19 protein-coding genes are annotated in these 23,340 nt (G+C 66.4%); 14 read left to right on the top strand and 5 right to left on the bottom strand.

From position 1 onward, the window contains the following. Positions 1-281: 281 nt before the first annotated feature. Complete coding sequence (locus ABUA28_RS11705; protein ID WP_349904356.1) at positions 282-1,448, bottom strand: acyltransferase family protein; 1,167 nt, start codon at positions 1,446-1,448, stop codon at positions 282-284. Between the two features lie 220 nt (positions 1,449-1,668). Between ABUA28_RS11705 and ABUA28_RS11700 the strand changes: the two genes are divergently transcribed. The 8 genes from ABUA28_RS11700 (at position 1,669) to ABUA28_RS11665 (ending at position 13,195) form a co-directional block, all read left to right on the top strand. Continuing rightward, positions 1,669-3,516 (top strand): DUF4012 domain-containing protein, encoded by a 1,848-nt coding sequence (locus tag ABUA28_RS11700; protein WP_349904355.1) that lies wholly within the window; start codon positions 1,669-1,671, stop codon positions 3,514-3,516. Positions 3,517-3,564: 48 nt separating this feature from the next. Next, positions 3,565-4,836, top strand: coding sequence for a mannose-6-phosphate isomerase, class I (gene manA, locus ABUA28_RS11695; protein WP_349904354.1), 1,272 nt, complete (start codon positions 3,565-3,567; stop codon positions 4,834-4,836). Between the two features lie 155 nt (positions 4,837-4,991). Then, complete coding sequence (locus ABUA28_RS11690; protein WP_349904353.1) at positions 4,992-5,567, top strand: hypothetical protein; 576 nt, start codon at positions 4,992-4,994, stop codon at positions 5,565-5,567. A gap of 38 nt (positions 5,568-5,605) precedes the next feature. Beyond that, complete coding sequence (locus ABUA28_RS11685) at positions 5,606-7,024, top strand: HNH endonuclease signature motif containing protein (protein WP_349904352.1); 1,419 nt, start codon at positions 5,606-5,608, stop codon at positions 7,022-7,024. A 106-nt stretch (positions 7,025-7,130) separates the two neighbouring features. Then, complete coding sequence (gene galE / locus ABUA28_RS11680; protein WP_349904351.1) at positions 7,131-8,102, top strand: UDP-glucose 4-epimerase GalE; 972 nt, start codon at positions 7,131-7,133, stop codon at positions 8,100-8,102. A gap of 249 nt (positions 8,103-8,351) precedes the next feature. Beyond that, entirely contained in the window at positions 8,352-8,720 is a 369-nt protein-coding gene (locus ABUA28_RS11675) for a WhiB family transcriptional regulator (protein ID WP_407075443.1), read from the top strand. Between the two features lie 106 nt (positions 8,721-8,826). Continuing rightward, positions 8,827-11,655: a glycosyltransferase family 2 protein gene (locus tag ABUA28_RS11670; RefSeq protein ID WP_349904350.1), complete on the top strand. Its 2,829-nt coding sequence runs from the start codon at positions 8,827-8,829 to the stop codon at positions 11,653-11,655. Next, positions 11,648-13,195: a DUF5719 family protein gene (locus tag ABUA28_RS11665; protein WP_349904349.1), complete on the top strand. Its 1,548-nt coding sequence runs from the start codon at positions 11,648-11,650 to the stop codon at positions 13,193-13,195. Before ABUA28_RS11670 ends, ABUA28_RS11665 begins: the two co-directional genes overlap by 8 nt. 22 nt (positions 13,196-13,217) lie before the next feature. On the opposite strand, the gene ABUA28_RS11660 is transcribed toward ABUA28_RS11665, so the two are convergent. Beyond that, positions 13,218-13,667 carry a metallopeptidase family protein gene (locus tag ABUA28_RS11660; protein WP_349904348.1) on the bottom strand — a complete coding sequence of 150 codons (450 nt, stop codon included), beginning with the start codon at positions 13,665-13,667 and terminating at the stop codon, positions 13,218-13,220. 97 nt (positions 13,668-13,764) lie between these two features. Between ABUA28_RS11660 and ABUA28_RS11655 the strand changes: the two genes are divergently transcribed. The 3 genes from ABUA28_RS11655 to ahcY are packed head-to-tail and all read left to right on the top strand — an operon-like array spanning position 13,765 to position 16,898. Continuing rightward, a complete protein-coding gene (locus tag ABUA28_RS11655; RefSeq protein WP_349904347.1) occupies positions 13,765-13,986 on the top strand; it encodes a DUF3499 domain-containing protein in 222 nt (73 codons plus the stop codon). After that, on the top strand, positions 13,983-15,407 hold the full coding sequence (locus tag ABUA28_RS11650; protein WP_349904346.1) for a phosphomannomutase/phosphoglucomutase: 1,425 nt from the start codon (positions 13,983-13,985) through the stop codon (positions 15,405-15,407). Before ABUA28_RS11655 ends, ABUA28_RS11650 begins: the two co-directional genes overlap by 4 nt. 33 nt (positions 15,408-15,440) lie before the next feature. Then, positions 15,441-16,898 carry an adenosylhomocysteinase gene (gene ahcY / locus ABUA28_RS11645; protein WP_349904345.1) on the top strand — a complete coding sequence of 486 codons (1,458 nt, stop codon included), beginning with the start codon at positions 15,441-15,443 and terminating at the stop codon, positions 16,896-16,898. Between the two features lie 30 nt (positions 16,899-16,928). On the opposite strand, the gene ABUA28_RS11640 is transcribed toward ahcY, so the two are convergent. After that, positions 16,929-17,795 carry an RDD family protein gene (locus ABUA28_RS11640; RefSeq protein WP_349904344.1) on the bottom strand — a complete coding sequence of 289 codons (867 nt, stop codon included), beginning with the start codon at positions 17,793-17,795 and terminating at the stop codon, positions 16,929-16,931. Positions 17,796-17,812: 17 nt separating this feature from the next. On the opposite strand from ABUA28_RS11640, the gene ABUA28_RS11635 reads away from it, so the two are divergent. From ABUA28_RS11635 to ABUA28_RS11625, 3 genes are read left to right on the top strand one after another with little or no spacing between them, the layout of a single operon-like run. After that, positions 17,813-18,808, top strand: a complete 996-nt coding sequence (locus ABUA28_RS11635) for a stage II sporulation protein M (protein WP_349904343.1) — start codon at positions 17,813-17,815, stop codon at positions 18,806-18,808. 43 nt (positions 18,809-18,851) lie between these two features. Beyond that, a complete protein-coding gene (locus ABUA28_RS11630) occupies positions 18,852-19,319 on the top strand; it encodes a Fur family transcriptional regulator (protein WP_349904342.1) in 468 nt (155 codons plus the stop codon). After that, positions 19,316-20,809, top strand: coding sequence for a catalase (locus ABUA28_RS11625; RefSeq protein WP_349904341.1), 1,494 nt, complete (start codon positions 19,316-19,318; stop codon positions 20,807-20,809). The genes ABUA28_RS11630 and ABUA28_RS11625 overlap by 4 nt, the downstream gene beginning before the upstream one ends. A gap of 194 nt (positions 20,810-21,003) precedes the next feature. Here ABUA28_RS11625 and ABUA28_RS11620 read toward each other — a convergent pair whose 3' ends face one another. After that, the gene (locus ABUA28_RS11620) at positions 21,004-22,296 is read right to left on the bottom strand and encodes a DUF58 domain-containing protein (protein ID WP_349904340.1); all 1,293 of its coding nucleotides are present in this window, start codon (positions 22,294-22,296) and stop codon (positions 21,004-21,006) included. A gap of 22 nt (positions 22,297-22,318) precedes the next feature. Next, positions 22,319-23,296: an AAA family ATPase gene (locus ABUA28_RS11615; RefSeq protein WP_349904339.1), complete on the bottom strand. Its 978-nt coding sequence runs from the start codon at positions 23,294-23,296 to the stop codon at positions 22,319-22,321. Positions 23,297-23,340 lie beyond the last annotated feature (44 nt).

Below are 23,340 nucleotides of genomic sequence, written 5' to 3'. Positions count from 1 at the left end.
CCCGGAACTCCCTCGGAAACGCTCTCGGCATGGCAAACATCCTTCCAGAGACGAGCTACTCGCCCCAGATCAGGAGTCACCTAAACCTGCAGCAGTCCCGATTGTTTATCTAGTGGTCTCTGCGCACTAGTTTTGGACGTTTGCGAGCCCATTCAATTGGTCGTCGCTCAATTAGCTCAAACACTACCCGCGCAATGACAAACGCAATACTCAACACAGCCAGGTAAGTCACGATGAAAAGCGGTGCGGCCGACACCTTGGAAAGGTCCGGCCCCAGTGCTTTAACGATCGCTCTGCACAACCATGAGGCGGGCAAAAGGAGTAGAAAATGGCAGAAGTATATGCCGTAGGAGTACTTGCCAATCTTCGCAAGCGCCTTCCAGTGGCCCAGGCGAACTGCGAGATAGGAGACCGCGATCGCGGCTAGCACTACGCCCAGCGTGGTTGCTTGACTCACGAAAGCAGCGTTGAGGCCCGCGATCACGGCAAATCCGAGAACGAGAGATAGCAAGCTCGACTCGAGCAACAGTTCTCGTTGGTGCCTGGAACTTGCCACCCCGGCACAAGAACATCCCCGCGACGAACCAGACCGGCGCAGTCATGTAGCTCTGCACGATTTGAGCAACCCCTATGTTGCTGCTGCTGAACCCGAGAATCGGAAACAGCACAGCTTGGAGAATCTCGAGGGTCAGAACTCCAATAAGCACCGCGGAAAAACGCAACCTTCTTATAAAGGTATAGAGCGCGTAGTTGAACATCTCAGCTTGAATAGACCATCCGCCGGGTATGAAGACGTTCCACGTAGCTGGCACAAGGAATCCAAGAAACAGGAGCTGCAAGACGACAATTCCGATGTGTGGCCACGAGTCGAGCCGCACCGCTTGCCCATAGAAGGGCTCACCCATATAGGCAGGCCCGGCATGGACGACAGCGGCAACGATCGCAACCAAACTCCAGAACAACCAGGCTGGGTATATGCGCGCGAATCGACGAACCCAATATTTCCTGACGTTGAAGTCGTCGGCGTATAGCAGATTCAGCAGGTATCCCGAGATGACAAAGAATAGGCCAACACCAGCAGCACCAAATTCGAACATCCCGAGCAACGCCACTATGCGGTGCGACACGGGAGCGAACACGTAATATGAAAAATCTTGCTCAAGATGGACAAGAAGTACGAGCAAAATCGCGAGCCCTCTCGCTACGTCGATCATTCGGCTCAGAAATGTGCTGCGGTCTACGTCGTCGCGGCTTGTACCTCGATCAAAGGCGGATGGTGCTTTGCCCATTGTGATCCGGCCTCGTGATAACTTGAGATCTCGTCGTGAGGCCATCGGCTCAACAGTCATCTGACTGTGGCAAGTGCCATCTGTGGGCAACTCAAGGTGCGCTCCGTCGGCTGTATTTGATTGTTCCCCGGCAGGGTTTAAGGCTTCATCTTCACTCACACTGCATCCGTTCGATTTTCGACAAAATCTTAGCGTTTGTGCAGGGCAATGGGCATCACGGCGGTTTTGCTCCGCCAGGGAATCGATTAATGCGTCGGACCGCCGCTCTTGAGAACTTCTTTACAAAAGTGTGACACCACGAACTGTATTGCAGAGGTCCAATTCCCATCGCGTACCTTCGGCTGGCCGCTGCTCAGCTTTACTCTGGTTGAATAGCCGAGTGCACGTTCCTACCCATGCCCCCGGTCCACGGCACAGGCAGGAGGCTCGTCGGCTGGTCACTCAGTGGTGGCTGTGGGCGATTGTGTTTGTTGTTCTCGTGGTGGGCGTCGGCGGGGCGTGGGTCGGAGTACGGGGGTTGCAGGCAAAATCAGAGCTCGAATCAGCGCAGGCGCTCGTCAGCCAGTTGAAGACGCAGGCGTTGAATCAAGAGATCCCCGGTGCCACCAAGACGTTCAAGAAGCTCCGCGCGCATTCGGAGAAGGCACGCGGACTGACCAGCGACCCGATCTGGCGCGTTGCCGAGTTCGTTCCGATACTCGGGCGCAATCTCACGGTGGTTCGAGAACTCGCCGATGTGACCAATGACGTGGTCGTCCACGCAGTTGGTCCTCTCATCCAGGTGGCTTCGGCCGTGACGCCGGCAGCTCTTGCGCCTAAGGACGGGGCGATCAATCTCAAGCCGATTCAGAGTGCCGTCGCGCCGGTGAATACCGCGAACAAGGCAATACAGTCTGCGGTCACGGCGGTCGACAACATCGATGCCGCGGGAACAATCAGCCAGCTTTCCGCAGCCAAAGGAAAGTTGAGCACGCTGCTGGGTTCTGTCGCACCACTGATGCAGACGCTGCACACCGTGCTGCCACTCCTTCCCCCCGCGATGGGCTCGGACGGGCCGCGTACCTATGTGGTGATGTTCCAGAACAATGCAGAGGCCAGGGCGCTCGGCGGCACAGCGCTTTCCTTTGCATCAATCACGGTAGACAAGGGCAAGATCTCGCCACCGGTGACAGTGCCGGCGGGCCTGCAAAATTTCCCGATGTACGACTCCTCGGTCATTCCCGTGCCCGACGGGGTTCCCGGAGTGTACCTCGACACGTTTGGAACGTTTATTGCAAACGCAACCGTGCGCCCGAGTTTCGTCTCGGCGGCAGAAATCACGAGCACCATGTGGAAAGACAAGTTCGGTGCAGTACCGGATGGCATCATCTCGATCGATCCCGTCGCACTGAGCTACTTCCTGCGGGCAACGGGGCCGATCCCCTTGAGCAGCGGTGACGTTCTCACCGACAAGACCGTGGTGCCGCTGCTGCTCAACGAGGTCTACCAGCGCTATAACTCAGGCAACATTGGCAAGGACAATGCGGCACAGGATGCCATTTATCGCGAAGCGGTTTCAGCGACCTTCGCACACCTCTCCGGCGGCAAGTTCGACGCCAAGGCGCTTATCGCGGCGATGGTGCAGGGGTGGTCGGAACAGCGCCTGTTGTTCTGGAGTTCGCACAAAGATGAGCAGATGCAGTTCGTCAAGCTGGGACTCAATGGAGAACTTCCCAAGAGCGACAAGACCACCGATCGGGTCGGGGTGTACTTTCAGGACGCCGTCGGATCCAAAATGGATTACTACCTGAGTCAAAATGTGCACCTGAGCCAGGCGGTTTGTCGCGCCGATGGCCGCGCCAACTATCGAGTCAGCATCAACCTGACCAACAACATCCCTGCCAATGCTGCCAAATCGATATCGCCGTCGATCCTCGGCAACTGGAAGCACGAGAAATTGAAGCCGGGGGAGCAGCGAATGGACGTCATCCTTTATGCCCCGCCGGGTTCGACGATCACCGGGGCCACCGTCGATGGCGCGGCCGTCGACCTCAAGAAGCTGCACGACACCGACTATCCGGTGGGAAAGCGGCAGGTCATGTTCCTGCCCGGTGCGACGGCAAACGTGACCTACGACATCATTGCCGCCAAGCCGGGAAAGAAGAAACTGGCGGCGGACGTGACTCCCATGGTGCACCCGACCGCGATCGACACGATCCCGCTCGACTGTGCCACAGTGGCGAAGTGAGACTCGCTCGGCGGCCGTGTGCGGCCACACCTCAATAGGACTTCTCGGATGTTCGTAGCCATCACCAATACCCCGCGCCCTTACGCCTGGGGGTCGTCCACCGCGATCGCCGAGCTGCTCGGCCACTCCGCCTCGGGCGGGCCAGAGGCGGAGTTGTGGCTCGGCGCGCATCCGGCGTCCCCGAGCGTGATCGTCGACCCCCCGCTCGCGGGCGGGGCGCGGAATCTCCCGGAGTGGATCGACGCGGACCCCGAGCGCACGCTGGGGGAGTACGCGGCGGGTGGGCGGCTGCCGTTCCTGTTGAAGATTCTCGCGGCCGAGCATCCGCTCTCCCTTCAGGCGCACCCGACGCCGGAGCAGGCCGCCGCCGGCTTTGCGCGCGAAAATGCGCTGGGCATCCCGCTCGATGCGCCGCACCGTAATTACAAGGACGCCTCGGCGAAGCCGGAACTCATCTATGCGCTGAGCGAGACCTTCGACGCGCTGTGCGGGTTCCGCCCGGTCGACGAGGTGCGCACCCTGCTGCTCGACCTGCTCGACCTCGACGCCCGGGCCGAAGAGCCGCAGCCACAGCCGCTCGAGGATCTGCTGCAGCAACTGTCGACGGATGACGCGCTGCCCGCGGTCTTCGAATGGCTCATCTCCGGCAGCACCGGCGTGCCCACGCTGATCTCTCTCGTCACGAGGCTCGCGCTGCACTCATCGGATCCGTCGCTGCAGACGGCGGCCCAGTTCGCGCAGGAGTATCCGGATGACCCGGCGATCGTCACCTCGCTGCTGCTGAACCGCGTGACCCTGAGGCGAGGCGAGGCACTGTACCTGCCCGCGGGCAACATCCACGCCTATCTCCGCGGCCTCGGCGTCGAGCTCATGGCCGCCTCGGACAACGTACTGCGCGGCGGCCTCACGCCCAAGCACGTTGACGTGCCCGAGCTGCTCAGCGTGCTCGACTTCACGCCGGGGCCTGCGCCATACCTGCGGGCGAGTGGGGTCGAGAGTCCTGTCGTTGGGCCCGCTGGTTCTGTTGGGGCCGCTGGTGCTGTTGATTCTGCTGGCTCCGTCGGGACTTTCGGTGTCGAGGTGTTCAGGCCGGATGTGCCCGACTTCGTGCTCGTGCGAGTCGCGGATGCCGGACCGGGCGCTCAGTACCCGCTCACGGGACCGGGGATCGCCATCTGCACCGCCGGGGAGGTCCGAATCGACGGAGCCGCGTCATCCGTCGCCGTCGGTCGCGGCGAGTCGGTGTATGTCACGCCCGACGAGAGCCTGCTGCGCTTCAGCGGTGACGGCGAACTGTTTCTCGCGACGACGGGGAAGTAGCAGGACGCACGCTCGGGCTCGATCGTCGCCATTGTGATCGCATCTTCTCGTCGTCGTCCATCGGCGGTCGAGCTAGCAGTTGTGGGAGGAGTGCTGGTCCTCGTCGCGCGAGTTCGCGTCGTGCGCTTTTCTGGCAATCGATCAGATCGCCGTATGTGCTGATCGGCCTGGTCGCGGCTGTTGCGCTCGCGGAGGGTATCGGGCTCACGATCGTGCAACCCTCCCGAGCTCATTTCATCAGCTACTTCGAGTACAAGCTTTTCAACGGGCTCATCCTGGATTTCGCGGTTGTGCTCGTTCTCACGGCGAGCCTGTGGATCGCGGAGATCGCCTCTCGCCGTGTCGTCGCAGAGCGGAGAACGATCGTCGTGACTCCCATTGCGCTCAAGAGCGTTGCGCTCATCGTGCTGTCTGGTTTTCCGACCGGTGGCAAGTTGGCCCTGGCAGGACAGGCTTTCGCGGGCGATGCTTTCCGATCGAATCTGGACGCGGCTGCGGATAATCCTGCGCCCGGGGTCGATCGCGTGATTGCGGCACCCGCGCTCATCAAGACCAGGCCGTGCGTGAGCCCGTTCTATCTCGCTGCGGCGCCCGGCGATTTTGGTCGCGGTGAGTCGAGCCACTGGGCGATGTCAGGCGATGCAACTGAACCGAGCAACGACTTCTCCTCTCCTGGCGCTGCTCCTCCACAGCTCGTGCGAAGAGGAACCTGTTCACAGATTAGTGAGTAAATATTGAGACATATGTTCGAATGTGCGAGAATTCTGGTATGGAAAGCTTCTCATCGCGACTTCTGGAGACGGCTGCCGCTGTCTCCAGGATCGCGGCGAGTGCCGAGGACTTCGATGGGCTCTCCGACGAGCGGCTCATCGAGCTTCAGCGGGCGATCGCGGCGTGTGATCGTGGTTTGGACGCCTATCGGTCGCACGTCGCCAGGCAACTCGCCCGTCGATCGACGCGAGAGCTCGGGCATGCAGGCCTCGCCTCACGTCACGGATTCGCATCGCCCGAGGCGATGATCGAGACGATGGCACAGGTCTCGGGCAGGCAAGCGGCGCGTCTGGTCACACTCGGCCGTTTGATGGACGAGACGGACGTCGCACGGCGTCTTCTCGACGAAGGAGGAGCTGCGGCCGACCGCGCATCGGCGAGGGTTGTGTGGGAGGCGCCCATCGTCGAAGCGCTTGAAAGTGGGGAGCTGTCGGTCGAGTGTGCGGACGCGTTGCGGCGCGGCCTGGGTTCTCCCACTGAACGGGTCAGCGCAGACATGCTCCGCGGGCTGGCGGAACGGGTGCTCACCGCCCACGGCGGGGTGAGTGCGGACAGGCTGTACAAGGCGGCTCGGATCGAGCGAGATCTCGCCGATCTCGACGGCGTCAAGGCTCGGCAGCAGCAGCTGTATGAACGGGGAGGGCTGCGCGTCTACCCGCGGCCAGACGGGATGTGGCGAATGACCGCCGATCTCGACCCGGAGGCCGCTGCAGAACTCACCAGCGTGCTCGATCCCCTGACCAGCTCCCGCCGTGGCGGGCCTCGGTTCATCGATCCGGAGGGTGTGGCTCGTGCCCGGCGCATTGTCGACGACCCGCGCACAACGGAGCGTATCGCGCTGGATGGACTCCTGGAGTTGCTCCGCCTCGGAGTCAACGCCGACCATGGCACACTCCACGGCGCGATCAGGCCGGTGGTGAAGATAGTCGTCACGCAGGAGAGTCTCGACGCGGGTTCCGGTCTCGCCATCATCGAGAACACGGGTGAGATCATTCCCATCGAAACCGCGGAGCGTGCACTGTGCTCCGGCGATTCGATCGACGTGACCGTCGCTCCCGACGGAACCCCACTCGACCTTGGTCGCGGCGCACGACTCTTCAGTCGACGGCAACGAGATGCCCTCGCCGTGAGGGACGGCGGATGCATGTGGACCGACTGCACCAAACCGCCAGCCTGGACGGAAGCCCACCATGTAAATCACTGGAAACGGGATCACGGCAAGACAGACCTGCGCGACGGTGTACTGCTGTGCAGATACCATCACCTGGAACTGCACAACAACCACTGGGAGATCCAGAGACACGGAAGTGAGTTCTGGCTGATTCCGCCGCCGACGATCGATACCGCCCGAACGCCGACACTGCTCCAGAGCAAGAGCGTGCTCACGCAAGACCTTCGGCGAAGGAATGCAGGCTGATGTGCGTGCAGCAACCCGGACCTGGACTTGGTTCTACCGTGCGCGGCGGGGAGAACGGCAGGACTACCGTATTGGAGTGGGTAGCCCGAACAACTACCCTGAAACCATGACCTGGCTAGTGACCGGCGGCGCCGGCTATATCGGTGCACACGTGGTTCGAGCGCTGCAGGAGGCCGGGATGCACCCCGTGGTGCTCGACGACCTCTCGAGCGGCCACGAGGACTTCGTGCCGAGCGACGTGCCGTTCGTCAAGGGCTCGATTCTCAACGGCGGTCTTCTCCTGGAGTCGATCGATCGCCACAAGGTCACCGGCGTGATCCACGTCGCGGGCTTCAAGTACGCGGGGGTGAGCGTGCAGCGACCCCTGCACACCTACGAACAGAACGTCACGGGCACGGCCGTGCTCCTCGCCGCGATGCAGGAGGGCAACGTCAACCAGATCGTGTTCTCCTCCAGCGCCGCCGTCTACGGCACACCGGACACCGATCTCGTCACCGAGGACACGGCCAAGAACCCGCAGTCTCCCTACGGGGAGTCGAAGCTCATCGGCGAATGGCTGCTGCGCGACCAGGGTGTCGCCGTCGGCCTGCGCCACACCTCCCTGCGCTACTTCAACGTCGTCGGCTCGGGCGACCCCGCCGTCTACGACACGAGCCCGCACAATCTCTTCCCGCTCGTGTTCGACGCTCTCGTCGAGGGCCGCACGCCGCGCATCAACGGTAGCGACTATCCGACGCCGGACGGCACCAACGTGCGCGACTACATCCACGTCGCGGATCTCGCGGTCTCGCATGTCGCCGCGGCGAAGCGCCTCGAGGCGGGTGAGCCGCTGGCACCCGCATACAACCTGGGCAGCGGTGACGGTGTCTCTGTCGCCGAGATCATGAGAGCTGTCTCCGAGGTCACGGGCATCCCGTTCACGCCGGAGATCGGCGCCAGGCGCGCCGGAGACCCCGCACGAATCGTCGCGTCGGGTGAACGTGCTGCGCGGGACCTCGACTGGCGGATGCGCCACAGCCTGCGCGAGATGGTCTCGAGCGCCTGGGAGGCCCGCACCCTCGCTGTCGACAGGGACTGACCCCGCGCGGAGGCAGAACGGCATCGGCGGCCGACGGAATCCGAGCGCCTCGGCAACGATCCGGTACAGAGACCGATCTGTCGGCGCGTCGCCAACCCTCGATGCCGAGTTGAGCGTTTACGATTTGCGACTTGACTCAGGGGTAACTACACCGATGTAATTATCACTAACGCGTTGCGCAAGTCGTACGTTTCGCGGAGGGGAGACTGTGCTATGGCGCTCAACATTGAGGGGCCAGAGGCTTACGGGGTGCGGGCCGCCCGGGCACGGGTAGACAGGTTACGAGCGGAGCAGGGAACAGAGTCGTCTACTGCCGTGCGAGCCGGTGTCCCGGACGACTGGTTCGTCGATCCGGTTCGCAGGGGTGTTCCCGGAGTCCGTCGCGTCGATGAAGACGACGACCCGCTCGCCTGGCAGTCGGATGCGCTCTGCGCCCAGACCGACCCGGAGGCGTTCTTTCCTGAGAAGGGCGGCTCCACCCGCGACGCGAAGAAGATCTGTGCGTCGTGCGAGGTACGTGCGCAGTGCCTCGAGTACGCGCTCAAGAACGACGAACGCTTCGGAATCTGGGGCGGTCTGTCTGAGCGCGAGCGTCGCAAGCTGCGCAAGCGCGCGTAACACCCGATCCTGCACAGCTCGTCGGGTCCGGACACGCGAGACTCCGGTCTCGTACGGCAGCGTGTCACGGGAAGGCTGACAGGCCAGCGAGCATAGTCTCGTAGGAATGCACCAGAGAGTCACCGCGATCATCGTCGCCCGCACGGGGGCGGCGTATCTGGAGCGAACGCTGGCGGCGCTCGCGAAACAGACCAGACGGCCCGACACCGTGATCGCCGTCGACGCCGCGTCCACGGACGGCAGCTCGGAACTTCTCGCCGCACACGGGCCCACCCAGTTCGTCACGACCGGGGCGAAGTCCACGTTCGGCGACGCGATTGCGCGCGCCATGCACGTCGCGGCCGACGAACCATCCGACCAGGATCTGCTCTGGCTGCTCGCCTACGACAACGCGCCGGAGCCCGACGCGCTCGAGCACCTGCTCGCCGCGCTCGAGGTCGCGCCGTCCGTCGCCATCGCCGGCCCGAAGCTCATGCGGTGGGACCAGCCGGATGTCATCGCGGACTTCGGCGAGTCGATCACGCGCTTCGGGGCATCCGTCTCTCTCGTCGACGGCGAACTCGACCAGGCACAACACGACGTGCAGAACGACGTGCTCGGTGTCGCGATGAACGGGATGCTCGTGCGCCGCTCGGTCTGGACGGCCCTCGGCGGTTTCGACCCCGGCCTGCCGAGCGTCGACGCGGGTCTCGACTTGTCGATCCGCGCCAGGCTCGCGGGCTACCGGGTCATCCTCGTGCCCGACGCGAAGGTGGCCAGCGTGGGCGGGCCGGAGCTCTACGGCAGGCGCTCCGTCTCCGATCGGCGCAGGGCCCGCATCGCGCGGGCGGCCCAGCTGCACCGTCGCCTCGTCTACTCCAAGCGTGCCGTGCTCCTGCTGCACTGGCTGAGTCTCGTGCCGCTCGCCTTCTTCCGTGCGCTCGGCCAGTTGCTGGCCAAACGGCCGGGAGCCGTCGGCGGGGAGTTCCGCGCGGCGTTCGCGGTGGCGTTCGGAGCGAGCAGGGTCGGGGCCGCGAGGCGCCAGCTCATGCGCACGCGCTCGCTCGGCTGGGGAGCCATCGCACCGTTGCGACTGCCGGGGCACGAGGTGCGCGAGCGGCGCGCCCAGGCGAGGGAAGCTGCCGCCGGGGACCAGAACCGCGTGGTCGAACGCGAGTCCAGGATCGGCTTCATCGCCGGTGGCGGGCTCTGGATCGTCGCCGCGGCGTGCATCCTCGGTGTCGCCGCGTACGGGTCACTGCTCGGCGGTGTCGCCGTCGCGGGAGGGAGCCTGCTGCCCCTTCCACTGCATCCGGCTGAGCTCTGGCAGAGCGTTGGATATGGCTGGCGCGACGTCGGCCTCGGCTTCCTCGGGGCATCCGACCCCTTCGTCTATGTGCTCGCGGTGCTCGGGTCGCTCACCTTCTGGGCACCGTCATTCAGCATCGTGCTCGTGTACGTGCTCGCCCTGCCGATCGCGGCCATCGGTGCCTGGTACTGCGCGAGGCGCATCACGCGGCGTCGCTGGCTTCCCGCCGTTGCCGCTGTGCTCTGGATGCTCGCGCCGCCCCTCCTGGGCTCCCTCACCACCGGACACCTCGGCGCCGTTCTCGCCCACCTGCTTCTGCCCTGGCTCGTTCTCTGCGCGCTGAACGCTGCCCGATCCTGGGCGGCCGCAGCGGGAGCCGGCCTGCTGTTCGCCGCCGTGAGCGCCTCAGCGCCGTCGCTCGCGCCCGCGCTCCTCGTGGCCTGGATCGCCTGGCTCGTCGCGAGACCGAAGAGCATTCATCGCCTCATCGGCATCCCGATCCCCGCGGCGGCCCTGTTCGTTCCGCTCGTCATCCAGCAGCTCAGCAGGGGCAATTTCTTCGGCCTGTTCGCTGACCCCGGGGTGCCTGCGGGCGGAGGCTCTCTCTCGAGCTGGCACCTCGCGCTCGCCGCACCCGTGGATGGCCTGGATGGATGGCAGCACGTCTTCGACTCCGCCACGTTCGGCGGCTTAAGCGCGACGGTGCTCGTGGCCGTGCTGCTCGCGCCGCTGGGAGTGCTCGCCCTGCTCGCGCTCTTCGTTCCGGGCTCCCGGCGGGCGATCCCGGCGATGCTCATCGCCCTGCTCGGCTACCTGACCGCGGTTGCCACCGTGCACATCGCGGTCGCGCAGCTCGGGTCGATGGCCGTGCCCGTGTGGTCGGGCGCGGCTCTGAGCCTGTTCTGGCTCGGGCTGGTCGGTGCCGCGATGGTGGCACTCGACGCGCTCGGGGTGCTCGCACCGCCGTCCGCGATCCTCGCGAGTCTCACCGTGGGTGCACTCGCGGTTCCCCTGCTGAGCGCCGCGTACCTCGGCATCCTGCAGGTGCACTCGACGAGCGACAGGCTGCTTCCGGCCTACGTCACGGTCGAGGCCGCTGCGCACCCGACGGTGGGGACACTGGTCATCACGCAGCACGCGACCGACGGCATCGCGGTCGACATCCAGAGGGGGCGCGGGACCACCCTCGACGAGGTGTCCACCCTCGCGTCCACGGCCGCCTCCCTCGGGCAGAAGGGCGCACAGGTGTCCAGGCTCGCGGGCAACCTGGCCTCGCGCAGCGGCTATGACGCCTCAGACGATCTCGCCGACCTCGACGTGAGCTTCGTGCTGCTCACGGCACCGAAGGGCGATGACGCGGTGCACGAGCGCATCTCGCAGGCGCTCGACGGCAACAAACTGCTCGTCCCCGTCGGCGCCACGGACAACGGCCAGCTGTGGCGCACCACGGGCGACATCGGCGCGGCCGCCGTGCACCCGGGCAACACCGACACCCCACTCGGCCTCGGCATCCTGATCGGCCAGGGCGTGATCTTCGGTGCGACCCTGCTGCTCGGCATTCCCACGGCCCGGCGTCGCAAGGCCCAGAGGGCCGGAGACCCGCTGACAGAGCCGGCGAACACCTTCGATGAGGATGACGATGCCTGATCTCGAGAATCCGGAACCAGAGGCGGCCGGCGAGCCCGTGACCCCGGCCCGCGAGCCCGTCGCACCAGGCCAGCGCGCGCGCGGAGCCGTGCTCGTCGGCGCGCGCATCGTCGCGGGAACCATCGGCATCGTGGTGGCCGTCGTGACCGTCGCGGCCGCGGGCTTTCTCCCGCTCCCGTCCGTCTCCGCCGAGCCCGTCTCGACGACCGTCGTTCCCGTACCGACGGACCAGCAGCGCGTGTGCGCGGGCCCCATCCTCCGCCTCGGCAGCGACACGGGGGAGGAAGCGACAACGGCATCCTCGATCGGCACCCCGACCGTGGTGTACGCGGCCAGCGCCGGCTCGATCGACGCGTCACCGCTGCAGAGCACGGACAGCACCACGGGGGTGACCCCGGTCGAGCTCGTGCTGCCGCCGACGAAGTCCGATCCGAAGTCCGTGCCGCTGATGGCCGGGAGCCAGACCCAGTCCGTCGATCACGGTGACATCACCGGGTTCGCCGCTGCGGAGTGTCGCGAGGCGAGCGGGGACACCTGGCTCGTGGGCGGATCGACCACCACAGGGCGCACGACACTGCTCACCCTGAGCAATCCCGGCGAGGTCATCGCTACGGTGAATCTCAGCATCTACACGGAGAGTGGCGCGGTCACCGCGGCGGGTACGGACGGCATCGTCGTCCCGCCGGGGGGCCAGCGCATCCTGTCTCTCGCCGGCTTCGCCCCGGGCGCGACCTCGCCCGTCGTCCACGTGCGGAGCACCGGCAGCCAGGTGGTCGCCGGGCTGCAGCAGACCGTTGTGCGCACCCTCGAACCCGGCGGGGTGGATGTCGTCGGCGCGGTCGCGTCCCCGGCCAGGGAGATGGTGATCCCCGGCCTCGTGCTCTCGAACCCCGACACGATCGCGGCGCACGCGAGCAGCCCAGGATACGAGGACCTTGCATCCGTGCTGCGGTTCTTCGTGCCAGGGCGCACGGATGCCAAGGCGCAGATCACCATTACCCCGGAGAGCAGCACGGAGAAGCCGATCTCGGTCGAAGCGAGCCTCGACGCGGGCAAGGTCACCGAGACCCCGCTGGGCGACTTCCCCGACGGCTCGTACACGGTGACCGTGCGCTCGGACATCCCGGTCATCGCCGCGGCCAGGGCATCCGTGTACTCCGGCAACGACAGCGCGGCGAAGGTTGACTTCGCCTGGTTCGTGCCCGCTCCGGCCTTCCACGAGAAGGCCCTCGTCACGGTGGGGAGCGGACCGACGCCCACGATTCACCTCGCGAACCTCAGCGATCACGCGGCGACAGTCAAGGTCACGTCGAGCCGGGTGGGCACGGACCCGACCGTCGGCAAATCGATCACGACGACGGTGGCCATTCCGGGCGGCGGCTCGGTCGCGCTTCCGGCCACGAGCGAGGACATGTACTCGATCAGTGGCTTCGATCAGCTCGCGATCTCGGTGAGCTACGTCGGTGCGGGTGAGCTCGCGTCGTACACCGCGAGCCCGGCCGGTCCAGCGTCACGGCCGATCGAGGTGTATCGCCACTAGCGAGGGCCGCCGCGCTGGGCGGCTAGAAGTGCCTGAAGCGCTCGGGCGCCAGGTCCCACGGGTCCTTGCCGAGCAACTCCGCGACCGCGCGGAACACGCACCCCTCGATCATCATTCGCCTGTGCAGTTCGTCGTGCCGATGCATGCGCGCGAGCCGCTCGATCGGCAGGCGATACAGGATGATCCTGCGCTGCGGCACGATCACGAGCCAGCGGTCCACCCGGCCGGTGTCATCGAGCCCCGCGGGCAGCCCGGCGACCTCGAAGCTCACGGCGGCCAGCTCATCCGGCCACATGTCCTTGAGGTATTCCGCCGTCGAGGCGACCGTCAGATCGAACACGTCTGCCCGGGTCTGCAGCAGCGGAAGCTGTGGTCCGGTCACCGCAGAACGCAGGCCCCTGCCGTGCCGGTCACGGGAGCCCGCGCGTGAGGAGACTCCGCCGGAGCGGGCACCGCGAGTCGGACGAGGCATCCGGCAATTCTACGCGGCGGCCCCGTGCGCTGCCGTGCCGATACGGCTCCGGCGAGGCAGCGCGGATGCGCCCGCGGTGAGTCTAGGGTGGAAGCAAATGGAGCCCAGACCGTGTAGCAAAGTCGCCTGCAGCAACGAGGCGGTATCGACGCTCACCTACGTCTACGCCGATTCGATGGCGGTGCTTGGTCCGCTCAGCCAGAAATCCGAGCCGCACAGCTACGACCTGTGCGCCAAGCACGCGGAGCGGATGTCGGTGCCCCAGGGGTGGCAGGTTGTACGACACGTCATGCTGGGCGAGGTAGATTTTGGTGCATGACTGACGCTTCGCCAATCGACCTCACACCGTTCATCAAGGCCTATGACGTTCGCGGGCTCGTGGGCTCGCAACTGACGGCCGAGGTGGTGACGGCATTGGCCGCGGCCTTCGTCGACGAGGTCGCGCTCGCGGGAAAGGATGTCGTGGTCGGCCACGACATGCGGGACTCGTCCCCGGTGTTCGCGGCGGCGTTTGCCGCGGGGGCTCAGGCGCGCGGGGCGAACGTCATCTCCATCGGACTGTGCTCGACCGACGAGAGCTATTTCGCCTCGGGACACCTGGCCGCAGCCGCCGCCATGTTCACGGCGAGCCACAACCCCGCCACCTACAACGGCATCAAGTTCAGCCGGGCGGGCGCGCGCGGCATCAGCTTCGACACCGGGCTGCGCGGCATCCGCGACAGGGCTCAACAGTTCCTCGCCGATGGCGTGCCAGAGGCGTCGGCGCAGGGAAGCTACCGCCAGACGGATGTGCTGGCCGACTATGCAGCCTACCTGCGCGGTCTCGTCGACCTCTCCGGCATCCGCCCGATCACGATCGTCGTGGACGCGGGCAACGGCATGGGCGGGCTTACCGTGCCCGCCGTACTCGGACAGGCCGCGGGGCTGCCAGCACTCCCGATCGAGATCGTTCCGCTGTATTTCGACCTCGACGGCAGCTTCCCGAACCACGAAGCCAACCCGCTGGAGCCCAAGAACCTCGTCGACCTGCAGAAGGCGGTCCTCGAGCACGGCGCGGACCTCGGACTCGCCTTCGACGGCGACGCGGACCGCTGCTTCGCCGTCGACGAGAAGGGGGACGCGGTCAATCCCTCCGCCGTCGCCGCGATCGTCGCGCTGCGCGAGATCACCCGGGTGCGCGCGCTGCAGCCCGAGGGGGAGATCATCGTGCTGCACAACCTCATCACCTCGCGCGTCGTGCCCGAGACCATCGAGGCCGCGGGCGCCGTCGCCGTGCGCACGAGGGTCGGTCACTCGCTCATCAAAGACCAGATGGCCGAGACCGGGGCGATCTTCGGCGGCGAGCACTCCGCGCACTACTACTTCCGCGATTTCTGGGGTGCGGACAACGGCATGCTCGCCGCGATGCACCTGCTCGCCGAGTTCGGCTCGCAGCCGGAGCCGCTCTCGGTGCTCTCGAAGAAGTACACGCCGTACGCGCTCAGCGGCGAGATCAACTCGGCCGTCACGGATGTCCCTGCCGCATACAGCCGCATCGTCGACGCCTACACGGGCGAGGCAGACTTCGACGAGCTGGACGGACTGACCGTCACGAGCATCACCTCCTCCGAGGAGCCGTGGTGGTGGTTCAACGTGCGGCCGTCCAACACCGAGCCGCTGCTGCGTCTCAACGTGGAGGCCTCGACCGCCGCGGAGATGGAACGCGTGCGCGACCGGGTGCTGGCGCTCATCCGCCAGTAGGGTGAGCGGTCGCAACTCTGCGAGAATGGGGCAATGACGACCGAGACGACCACGCTTCCGTTCAAAGTACGCGACCTGTCACTCGCCGAAGCCGGACGGCACCAGTTCCGCCTCGCAGAAAACGAGATGCCTGGTCTCATGGCCCTGCGCGAGGAGTTCGGGGCGAGCAAGCCGCTCGCGGGCGCGCGCATCGCCGGCTCGCTGCACATGACCGTGCAGACCGGCGTGCTCATCGAGACCCTCGTCGCTCTCGGCGCGCAGGTGCGCTGGGCCAGCTGCAACATCTTCTCCACCCAGGACGAGGCGGCGGCTGCCGTCGCGGTCGGCCCGAACGGAACGGTCGACGCCCCGGCCGGCGTTCCGGTCTTCGCCTGGAAGGGCGAGAGCCTCGAGGAGTACTGGTGGTGCACCTCGCAGATCTTCGACTGGTCGGCAGAGGGCTTTGACGGCCCCAACCTGATCCTCGACGACGGCGGCGACGCCACCATGCTCGTGCACAAGGGCCGCGAGTTCGAGGCTGCTGGCGCCGTTCCCGAGCACCGGGCGTCGGACAGCCACGAATGGACCGTCGTGCTCGAGACGCTTCGCACCTCGCTCGCGGTGTCACCCGATCGCTGGACGAGAATCGCGGCGGAGATCAAGGGTGTGACCGAAGAGACCACCACCGGCGTGCACCGTCTCTACGAGCTGGCCAAGTCCGGCGAGCTGCAGTTCGCCGCGATCAATGTCAACGACTCGGTGACCAAGTCGAAGTTCGACAACAGGTACGGCATCCGGCACTCGCTGCCCGACGGACTCAACCGCGCGACCGACGTGCTCATCGGCGGCAAGGTCGTCTTCGTCTGCGGCTACGGGGATGTCGGCAAGGGTGCGGCGGAGGCGCTCAAGGGCCAGGGTGCCCGGGTGATCGTGAGCGAGATCGACCCGATCAACGCGCTGCAGGCGGCGATGGACGGCTTCCAGGTGACCACGCTCGACTCCGTGATCGGCGAGGTCGACATCGTCATCACCACCACGGGCAACAAGGACGTCGTCACGCTCGACCATCTGCTCGGGCTCAAGCACCTCGCGATCGTTGCGAACGTCGGCCATTTCGACGACGAGATCGACATGGCCTCCCTCGAGGCGCTGCCGGGCGTTACCAAGGTCGAGATCAAGCCGCAGGTGCACGAGTGGCGCCTGCCGAACGGGCGCAGCATCCTCGTGCTGTCCGAGGGACGCCTGATGAATCTCGGCAACGCGACCGGACACCCGTCATTCGTCATGAGCAACTCGTTCACCAATCAGGTGCTCGCGCAGATCGAGCTGTGGGCGCACGGCGAGGACTACCCCGTGGCGGTTCACGTGCTGCCGAAGCGTCTCGATGAGAAGGTCGCCAGGCTGCACCTCGATGCGCTCGGCGTGAAGCTCACGACGCTCACGCCCGAGCAGGCGGCCTACATCGGCGTGACCGTCGACGGGCCGTACAAGGTGGACCACTACCGCTATTGACGCCCGCTCCGCGTCAGTCAGACAGGCCGGTCAGCGCTCGGGAAAGCGGTGCGGGAGCCCGCGCAGCACGGGGGCGAGCGTCGCGAGGCGCTGCTGCTGGAGTTGGAGTGCTCGGAATTCCCTGTCGCGTCGCACCGCGGTGACCGCCGCGAGGAACAGCTCAGCGTCCTCGCGCGGCACGGGCGAGACATAGCGGGATGCCTCGGCCGCGAGTTCCTGCGCGTGACGGATGCGCGTGGCCGCGGTAAACCCGCCCGCCTGCCTCAGGAACTGGGCGATCCTGCGCGCGAGGCCGTCGGGCATCCGGGCGACGTCTGCCGTTCGCGCCCACTCCGACAGCACGAGCGGCACCCCGAAGATCGGTGGGGTCAGCTTCGAGACCCGCTCGTGCTGGCTGTAGGTGCCCGCGAGCAGGTCGCCGATCCGCTTCGACTTGTCGTTGAACAGGGCGACCAGGGCCGCGATCCCGCCCACGGTCATGACGAGCTCGAGCACGCCGAGCAGTGCACGGATGAACGCGTGCCTGAAGCCGATCGATCCGCCGTCGTCGCGCACGATCCGCGCGCCGACGGCGAGCTTGCCGAGAGACTTGCCCCGTGTGAGGGTCTCGACGGCGGTCGGCACCACGACGATGCAGAATGCGAGCGTGGCGATCGAGATGGCGGCGGAGAGCGCGTCATCCATCACCGAGCTGAAGACGGTGAAAGCGCTGAACATCAGGATCAGGAAGAGTGCAGCATGGGCGAGCAGGTCGATCATCGTGCCCGCCGCCCGCAGGATGAAGTTCGTGGGGTGCAGCTCGAGCCCGACGGCTTCACCCGTCATCAGCTCGCGGTCGTCGGCAACGGTCTCGAACTCCGCGCGAGCGCCCGCTTCGGGTGCTCCTGAGCCGACCATGTCTAGTATCTAAGCAGATGGATCTTGACGCCTATTCCGCCGCCCACCGCGATGAGTGGGACGAGCTTGCCCGCCTCAGCGCGAAGCGGCGCTTCAGCGGCGCCGACGCCGATGCACTGATCGACCACTTCCAGTCGGGCGCGAGTGAGCTCTCGGCGATCAAGACGACCTCCGGACAGAGCGCACAGGGTGACAGGCTCTCGCTGTGGCTGTTCCGTGCGCGACTGCGGTTCACGGGGGCGAGTGCGAACGTGATGAGCCAGCTGCCGCGGTTCTTCGGCGCGCAGCTTCCCGCGGCCCTGTTCCGCATCCGCTGGCTGTGCCTCATCGTGACTGCCGCATCCCTCGCCGTCGCAGCGCTGTACTTTCTCTGGGCGCTGAACACCCCGGGCGTGCTCGCCCATCTCGGCACGGCGGCACAGCAACAGCAATATGCCGACCACGACTTCGTGAGCTACTACTCTGAGCATCCCGCCCCGTCGTTCTTCGGCAGGGTGTGGACGAACAACGCCTGGATCGCGGCTGGATGCATCGCGTTCGGCATCACCGGCGTCTACGCGCCCTATCTGCTCTTTCAGAACGCGCAGAGCCTCGGGATGTCCGGGGCGCTCATGGCGCACAACGGCCAGATCGACACCTTCTTCCTGTACATCGCCCCGCACGGGCAGCTCGAGCTGTACTCGATCTTCACGGCCGGTGCCGCGGGGCTCGCTATCTTCTGGTCGTGGATCTCACCGGGGGCACGCACGAGGGCCGGGGCGCTCGCGGAGGAGGGGAGGGCACTCATCACGGTCGCGATCGGCCTCATCTGCTCCCTGCTCGTGTCCGGGCTGATCGAGGGTTTCGTCACCGGCCAGGCCTGGCCGTGGCCGGTCAAGATCGGCATCGGGACTGTCGCGGTCTCGGCGTTTCTGTTCTACCAGTGGGTCGTGGGTCGATGGGCGGTCAGGGCAGGGGAGACCGGCGACCTCGACGAGTTCGACGCGGGGGCGAAGCAACTCATCGCCGCGTAGAGGTTTATTTTGAGTTGTTCACGATAAGGCCTAGGCTGGGGTGATGCAGGAGCAACTCGAGCACGAACTCCACGGTGCGGGCCTCCGCGTCACCGGGGGGCGTCTGGCGCTGCTCGAGATCCTGCACTCGCGTCCGCACAGCGACGCGGAGACGCTGTTCCGGTCTCTCCGGGAGACCCTGCCCGGCACGTCGATCCAGTCGGTGCACAATGTGCTCAGCGACCTGACCGAGGCGGGCATCATCCGTCGCATCGAACCGGCTGGTTCCCCCGCGCGCTACGAACGCAGGACCGGTGACAACCATCATCATGTCGTCTGCACCTCCTGCGGAGACATCGCGGATGTCGACTGTGTCGTCGGCCACGCACCCTGCCTGAGCCCGTCGGACAGCTCCGGCTTCACGATCGAGCAGGCGGAGGTCACCTTCTGGGGACTCTGTCCGGCCTGCCGACTCTCGGAATCTCGCACGTCATCCTCACCACTCACACCACGCACAAAGGAGAAGAAGTGACCGAACCAACCACGACCCAGAGCGGCGCACCGGTCGCAAGCGACGCACACTCGCTCACCACGGGACCGGATGGCGTCACCGCCCTCCACGACCGCTACCTGGTCGAGAAGCTGGCCTCGTTCAATCGCGAGCGTGTTCCGGAGCGCAACCCGCACGCCAAGGGCGGTGGAGCCTTCGGCGAGTTCGAGGTGACCGAGGACGTGTCGAAGTACACGCGCGCCGCCGTGTTCCAGCCGGGAACGAAGAGCGAGATCCTGCTGCGCTTCTCTTCGGTTGCCGGCGAGCAGGGCTCCCCGGACACCTGGCGCGACGTGCGCGGCTACGCGCTGCGCTTCTACACGAGCGAGGGCAATTACGACATCGTCGGAAACAACACCCCAGTCTTCTTCATCCGTGACGGCATCAAGTTCCCCGACTTCATCCACTCGCAGAAGCGCCTCGTCGGCTCTGCCCTGCGCGACGCCGACATGCAGTGGGACTTCTGGACCCTCTCACCGGAGACCGCTCACCAGGTGACCTACGTGATGGGTGACCGCGGCCTGCCGCGCTCCTGGCGCCACATGAACGGCTACGGTTCTCACACCTACCAGTGGATCAACGCCGCGGGGGAGCGTTTCTGGGTGCAGTACCACTTCAAGTCCCGCCAGGGCGTCGAGCTCATGGAGGCCGCCGAGGCCCAGTCGCTCGCAGGTTCCGATGCCGACTACTACCGCCGTGACCTCTACGAGGCGATCGAGCGGGGCGAGAACCCGGTGTGGGATGTCTACGTGCAGATCATGCAGTACGACGACGCGAAGACCTACCGCTTCAACCCCTTCGACATCACCAAGGTCTGGCCGCATGCGGACTACCCGCTGATCAAGGTCGGGCACTACACGCTGAACCGTAACCCGAAGAACTTCTTCGCGGAGATCGAGCAGGCCGCGTTCGCGCCGTCGAACCTCGTCCCAGGCATCGACATCAGCCCGGACAAGATGCTGATGGCACGCATGTTCTCCTACCCTGACGCGCAGCGCGCCCGCATCGGCACCAACTACAACCAGCTGCCGGTGAACCAGCCGCACGCATCGAAGGTCACGACCTACATGCACGAGGGCAACATGCAGTACCACTACAACGAGGAGCCGGCACGGGTCTACACCCCGAACTCCTACGGTGGGCCCGCCGCGGACCCCTCGCTCACGGTCGACAGCGGCTGGGAGACGGATGGCGCACTCGTGCGCGCCGCGCAGACCCTGCGCTCAGAGGACGACGACTTCGGCCAGGCGGGCACGCTCTACCGCGATGTCTTCTCCGAGGAGTCGAAGGCTCGCTTCCTGCAGACCCTCACCGGGCAGTACTCGGGTCTGACCGTGGACCGCATCAAGGAGCGCTTCCTCTGGTACTGGACCCAGGTGGATGCCGGGCTCGGCGACAAGCTCCGCGCCGAGATCGCGAAGCCCGTCCAGACCCCCAACGAGGCAGCCGACCCGGTCGGCGTCGGCGACTGAGCGCGCCACCCGCCCTATCCGGCAGCCTCCCCCTCCGCCGGTGGGCTTCGCCCAAATGAAGGAGTGGAGCGCTCTCACAGGCGCGCTTACCCCGAGAACACGGGGAGCTCCATCCGGCGTTCCTTCATTTGGGCGATCCGGCGGGCGAGCTGGCTGGCATGGGGCGATCTGGCTGGGCCAGCGCGCTGCGTCGGCTACAGGCGGCCGGCGGCCTTGAGGGCGATGTAGCGGTCGGCCACCGCGGGAGGCAGGTCCTGCGGGGTGCCCGTGACGACGTCAGCACCGAGCTGACGGATGGCGGCGGCCACGCGCGCGGTGTCGAGCATGGCGCGCTCGGCGGATGCTGCGCGGTAGACGCTCTCCCGGTCGCCGCGGTCACGGCTGGCCTCGAGCACCGTCGGGTCGGTCACCGACGACACGAGCACCGTGTGCCGCTGGGTGAGCTGGGGCAGCACGGCGAGCAGCTCGCGTGATGCACCCGGCGCATCCGCCGAGGTCATGAGCACGACGAGCGCGCGCTGGCTCGTCACGGAGCGCACGAGCCCGGGCACGGCCGACCAGTCCATCTCGATCAGCTCAGGCTCGACCGGCGCCATCGTGCCCACCATGCGGGAGAGCAGCTCTGGCCCGTTCGCGCCCTGCACTCGACCCCGGATCCGTCTGTCGTAGATCACGAGGTCGACGCGGTCACCCGCCTTCGACGCGAGAGCCGCGAGCAGCAGCGACGCCTCGAACGCGGTGTCGAGACGGGGCTCGTTGTCGATGCGCGCGGCGGAGGTGCGCCCGCTGTCGATGACGATGACGACCCGGCGATCCCGCTCCGGCCGCCAGGTGCGCACCACGAGATCCTGTCGCCTCGCCGTCGCCCGCCAGTCGATCGAGCGCACGTCATCTCCGCGCACATATTCGCGCAGCGAGTCGAACTCTGTGCCCTGTCCACGGATCTGCACGCTCGTGCGCCCGTCGAGCTCGCGCAGCCTCGCGAGGCGCGACGGCAGGTGCTTGCGTGAGTTGAACGGCGGCAGCACCCGGATGGCGGCGGGTGCCTGGATCGTCGCCTGCCTGGCCAGAAGACCCAGCGGTCCGTACGAGCGCACCGTGACCTGCGCGACCCTGCGCTCTCCGCGACGGAACGGCGTGAGTGTGACGGTGAAGGCGCGTCTCTCGCCCGGGGGAAGTGACATCCTCGCGCGGGTCGGGCTGGCCCCGGCGGAGGGCTGCCAGCCGTCGCGCACGAGCCCGGCGACCCTACGACTGCCGGTGTTCGCGATGTAGAGCGTCGCCCGCACCGTCTCGCCCAGCCGCACCCGCTCGGGCAGGTCACGCGACAGGGCCAGTTTCCTGGGCGAGCCAGCCAGAAACACGTCGATGACGCCGAGGATGACAGAGCCCAGCACCCAGAGCCAGAGCACCACGGGATCGCCGAGCACGACGAGCGGCACCGTGCCGAGGGCGAGGAGGAGGACGAAGCGACCGGACAGCGCCATCAGGAGGCCTGCGCCGTCGCCATCAGATCGGCACCTGCACCTGCTGCAGGATCGACCGCAGGATCGTGTCGGCCGAGACACCCTCGAGCTCGGCCTCCGGACGCAACTGGATGCGGTGCCTCCACACCGGCAGAACCATCTCCTGCACGTGGTCGGGAGTGATCGCGTCGAAGCCCGTGAGCCAGGCCCACGCCTTCGTCGCGGACAGCAGGGCGGTCGCGCCTCGGGGACTCACGCCCAGCTTGACCGAGGGGCTCTGTCTCGTCGCGCGGGCCAGGTCGACGACGTAGGCCAGCACATCCGGGCTCGCGGCGACGCGCCCGACCTCCGCCTGGGCCGCCGCCAGTCTCGCGGCGTCGAGCACGGGGCTCACCCCGGCCGCGGCGAGATCGCGGGGGTTGAATCCGGCGGCGCTTCGGGTCAGCACCTCGATCTCGCTGGCCCGATCCGGGATGTCGAGCACGAGTTTGAGCAGGAAGCGGTCGAGCTGGGCCTCGGGCAGCTGGTAGGTGCCCTCGTACTCGATCGGGTTCTGAGTGGCCGCGACCATGAACGGCGCGGGCAGCGGGCGGCTCTCGCCGTCGACGCTCACCTGGCGCTCCTCCATGGCCTCCAGGAGGGCAGACTGGGTCTTTGGTGGCGTGCGGTTGATCTCGTCCGCGAGCAGGAGGTTCGTGAAGACGGGCCCTGCGCGGAACTCGAAGTCGCCCGAGCGCGCGTCGTAGACGAGCGAACCCGTGACGTCCCCCGGCATGAGGTCGGGCGTGAACTGCACCCGCTTGGTCTCGAGCTGCAGTGCCCGGCTGAGCGTGCGCACGAGCAGCGTCTTGGCCACGCCGGGAACGCCCTCGAGCAGCACGTGCCCGCCAGCGAGCAGCGCGACGATGAGCCCCGTCACCGCACCGTCCTGGCCGACGACGGCCTTGCCGACCTCCTCGCGCACCCGTGCGAACGAGTCGCGCACGGTCTCTCCAGCACCCATTGTTGCCTGGTCGGTCATGACTTCATTCTCCCTGCTGTGGTGCCGGTGTCGAATCCCGGCAC

The organism is Parafrigoribacterium humi, from assembly GCF_040227205.1.
GTDB classification, from domain to species: domain Bacteria; phylum Actinomycetota; class Actinomycetes; order Actinomycetales; family Microbacteriaceae; genus Parafrigoribacterium_A; species Parafrigoribacterium_A humi.
This window is presented reverse-complemented; position numbering and strand designations above follow the sequence as displayed.